The organism is Methylobacterium sp. WL120, from assembly GCF_008039465.1.
Taxonomy (GTDB): Bacteria; Pseudomonadota; Alphaproteobacteria; order Rhizobiales; family Beijerinckiaceae; genus Methylobacterium; species Methylobacterium cerastii.
In genome coordinates, this window is the sequence record NZ_VRUT01000261.1 from 1 (window position 1) to 4,005 (window position 4,005).

Here is a 4,005-nt window from a genome sequence, read left to right on the forward strand (position 1 = left end):
GCCCCGGCCGCCCCCGCACCGGCCGCGCGCCGCAGCCGCAAAACCGTCGAGGCCTGATCGGCCGGCATCCGGGTTTTTGGACCCGCGCGTCGGGCCAAACTGTCCGCGCGTTCTTCCCTCCCCCCTCTGCGGGGGAGGGTGGCGGCTTCACCGGCTATGATGCGCAGTTCGTTCGCCCCCGCCTGAGGACATCCACAGCTTTTCCACGCCGCCGCCCGGCGGATTCAGGGATCGGGCATCGGCCGGTGCGATGGCTGTCGGCGTGGAGCCGGCCGGTGGGGCCGGCCGCGTGAGGCGTCGTTCATGCCCGGCCAGCCCAGCCTCGTCGCCCGCCTGTTCTGGATCGCGGTGGCCGGCGGCGGCCTGTCCCTCTGGTACGGGCGCGCCGGCATCGCGGCCTCGGGCGCAGGCCTCGGCCTCGTCCTGCTGCGCCATCTCGGGCGGCCGGGGCGCTTCCGCGCCCGCGTGCGCAAGGTGGCCCGCCGCCATGCCCGGACGCTGGCCCTGCGCCGGCGGCAGGAAAGCTTCGTCGACGCCTACGGCAACCGCATCCTCGACGGCTGGCTGCGCGAGCGCGACTACTTCGTCGCGCGCACCCTCGTGCCGGACCTGACCGCCCGCGGCTTCGCCGACCTGTGCGAAGCGAGGCCCGACACGATCCGCGCGATCGTCGAGGCGGTGACCGACGCGGTGGACCTCCCCGAGGAGGACGCGGCGCCGGAGGACGGCATCCCCTACGAGCGGTTCTGCGCCGGGCGGCTGGAACGCGGCGGCTGGCGCACGCACGCCACGCCGGCGAGCGGCGACCAGGGCGCCGACATCGTCGCCGAGCAGGGCGCGACCCGCCTCGTGGTCCAGTGCAAGCGCTACGGCCGGCCGGTCGGCAACGCCGCCGTGCAGGAGGCGACCGCCGCCGCCCGCTACTGGTCGGGCGACATGGCCGCCGTGGTCTCGAACGCCGGCTTCACCCCCGCCGCCCGCAAGCTCGCCGCCGCCACCGGCGTGCTGCTGCTGCATCACGACGACCTCGACGAATTGCGCCCGATCCGGGCCGTCCGCTCCGTGCAGGCGTGACGCCACTTCCCTCCCCCGCAGAGGGGGGAGGGAAGAACGCGTCGAGCCCCGCCTAGAACAGCCCGTCGATCTGCCCGTTCTCGTCCAGCCGGATCGTGTCGGCGGCTGGCACCCGCGGCAGGCCCGGCATGGTCATGATCTCTCCGCAGATCACCACGACGAAGCCGGCGCCGGCGGAGAGGCGCACGTCGCGTACCGCCACCACGTGGCCGTCGGGGGCGCCGATCAGGGTCGGATCGGTCGAGAACGAGTACTGCGTCTTGGCCATGCAGACCGGCAGGTGGCCGTAGCCGTCCTTCTCGAAGGTGGCGAGCTTGCCCGCCGCCTTGGACTCGATCTGGATGTCGGCTGCGCCGTAGAGCTTGGTCGCGATCGCCTTGACCTTGTCCGACAGCTTGGCCTCGGCCTCGTAGGTGTAGGTGATGGGCTTGGGCGCGCCCTGCGACAGGTTCACCACCGCGTGGGCCAGGGCCTCGGCGCCGGCGCCGCCCTCCGCCCAGTGCTTGCAGGTGATCGCCTCGACGTCGAGCTTTTCGCGGCAGAGGTCGCGGAGCTTGGCGTGCTCGGCGTCGGTGTCGGCATAGAAGTGGTTGACCGCGACCACCACCGGCAGTCCGAAGCCGCGGACGTTGGTGACGTGCCGGGCGAGGTTGGCAAAACCCTTCTCCAGGGCGTCGACGTTCTCGGACCCGAGGTCCTTCTTGTTGACGCCGCCGTGCATCTTCAGCGCGCGCACCGTCGCGACGATGACGACGGCCGACGGCGACAAGCCCGCCTGCCGGCACTTGATGTCCAAGAACTTCTCCGCACCGAGGTCGGCGCCGAAGCCGGCTTCCGTCACGGTGTAGTCGGCGAGCCGGAGGCCGGCGCGGGTAGCGATCACCGAGTTGCAGCCGTGGGCGATGTTGGCGAACGGGCCGCCGTGGATCAGCGCCGGGTTGCCCTCCAGCGTCTGCACCAGGTTAGGCTGCAGCGCATCCTTCAGCAGCACGGTCATCGCGCCGGTGGCCTTCACGTCCTTGAGGGTCACGAGCTTGCGGTCGCGGGTCTCAGCGATGACGATGCGGCCCAGCCGCTCCTCGAGGTCGGCGAGGTCCTTGGCGAGGCAGAACACCGCCATGACCTCGGAGGCCACGGTGATGTCGAAGCCGTCCTCACGCGGGAAGCCGTTGGCGACGCCGCCGAGGGACTGGGTGATGGCGCGCAGCGCCCGGTCGTTCATGTCGACGACACGGCGCCAGTGGATGCGGCGCACGTCGATGTTGAGCTCGTTCGCCCAGTAGACGTGGTTGTCGATGAGCGCCGCGGCGAGCGAGTGGGCCGAGGTGATGGCGTGGAAGTCGCCGGTGAAGTGCAGGTTGATCTGCTCCATCGGCACGACCTGCGCCTTGCCGCCGCCGGCCGCCCCGCCCTTCATGCCGAAGCAGGGGCCGAGCGAGGGCTCGCGCAGGCAGATCATGGTCTTCTGGCCGATGCGGTTCAGCGCGTCGCCGAGGCCCACCGTGGTCGTGGTCTTGCCCTCGCCCGCCGGCGTCGGCGAAATCGCGGTGACGAGGATCAGCTTGCCCTCGGGCCGCCCCTCCAGCCCGGCGATGAAGCCGTGGTCGAGCTTGGCGATGTGCTTCCCGTAATTGTGGAGCGCGTCGTCGGGGATGCCGAGCTTCTCGGCGACCTGCGCGATCGGCTTCAGCGTCGCCGCGCGGGCGATCTCGATGTCTGAGGGCATGGTTTCCTCAACCTTTGGCACGAGGGCTTCGTGTGGCGTCCGGTTTGTCCGTGACGTCCGGTCCGCCGGCATTTGCCGTGCGGCGGGCGCCAGACCAAGCGCAACGCCCGGTCGATTCCGCCATTTTGCGTCAGTCGAGGTCGAAAAGCGCGTCGAAATTATTCGTTGTGCCGACAAATTCGATTTGCCGGCGCGGGCCGTCGCACGGGCTTGCCGACAGGGCGGACGCCTTGATCGGGCGGAGGCCGCGTCAGCCGGTCATCCCGGTGGCGGTGTAGCCGGCCTTGGTCAGCGCCTCGGCGAGGACGAGGCTCTGGGCGGTGGTGCGGATCGCGACCCGCTCGTGCGCCCGGTCGACCTCGACCTCGGCCGCCGGATCGATCCGCTGCACGACCCGGCGCACCGAGGCCTCGCAGCCGCCGCAGGTCATGCCCTCGACCCGCATCAGAAGTTCGCCTTGCGCGTCCATGTCGTTCCTCCATCACTTCGCCTGCCCCCGATCTCGGGCGTTGGACCGGGTGCGGCAAGGGGGTGGCAAGGGGGTGGCAAGCGGGCCTCGGAGACGGCCGAGGGGATGTCACACTCGCGGAAAACCGCCGTGCTTGGGCACCTCGGCGCTTGCGGCCCCGCGGCCCCTCGGCGACAAACGGAGGCTCGGCTCCGCAAGCGATGCAGGCCGGGCCCTCACATGATTCCAGGCAAGAAGGCACGCGTGGCGAACCGACCCACAGTCCGGAGATTCGGCCGGCATGCGGGCCTGTGGTCGACGGGGCTGCTCGGCCTCGTGGTGCTCGCGCCGCTGGCGGCCCTGATGCCGACGGCCGGCGCGCTCGCGCTCGCGGGGTTTGCGGCGTTGGGCGCCCTCGTCGCCCACGCCCGCGCGAGCGGGCTGGCGGCGCGCTGCGACAAGCTCTCGGCCGAGCTCGACACACTGTCGAAACGCCTGCTCCGCACCGAGGCCGCCGGCCGGGCCGACGCGGCGCAGGACGGGCTGCCCCGCGAGGTCGAGGAGCTCACCGTCGAGATCGGCCTCTTAAGCGGCATCGTGCGCGACCTCGCCGCCGTGGTCGGCACGCAGGACAGCGAGGTCGCCCGCCTGAAGCAGCAGGCCGCCGCACTCGCCGCCTCGAAGCCGCAGCCCGCCCCCGAGCCGCCCATCCCTGCGCCGCAACCTGCCGCGCCGCCGCCAGCCGCGGTGCAGCCAC

Annotated in this window: 3 protein-coding genes and 1 pseudogene; 2 read left to right on the forward strand and 2 right to left on the reverse strand. The window is 71.7% G+C overall.

Annotation, left to right across the window (positions count from 1 at the left end; genetic code table 11):
- The first annotated feature begins 303 nt into the window (after positions 1 to 303).
- Positions 304 to 1,074, forward strand: a complete 771-nt coding sequence (locus tag FV229_RS25740) for a restriction endonuclease (protein ID WP_147754648.1) — start codon at positions 304 to 306, stop codon at positions 1,072 to 1,074.
- A 52-nt stretch (positions 1,075 to 1,126) separates the two neighbouring features.
- Here the strand turns inward: FV229_RS25740 and FV229_RS25745 are convergent, their stop codons facing one another.
- Both FV229_RS25745 and FV229_RS25750 read right to left on the reverse strand, forming a co-directional pair.
- On the reverse strand, positions 1,127 to 2,800 hold the full coding sequence (locus FV229_RS25745; protein ID WP_147754649.1) for a formate--tetrahydrofolate ligase: 1,674 nt from the start codon (positions 2,798 to 2,800) through the stop codon (positions 1,127 to 1,129).
- Positions 2,801 to 3,050: 250 nt separating this feature from the next.
- Entirely contained in the window at positions 3,051 to 3,269 is a 219-nt protein-coding gene (locus tag FV229_RS25750; protein WP_147754650.1) for a heavy-metal-associated domain-containing protein, read from the reverse strand.
- 243 nt (positions 3,270 to 3,512) lie between these two features.
- Here FV229_RS25750 and FV229_RS25755 point away from each other — a divergent pair.
- Positions 3,513 to 4,005, forward strand: a pseudogene (locus FV229_RS25755) (diguanylate phosphodiesterase); the annotation flags it as partial.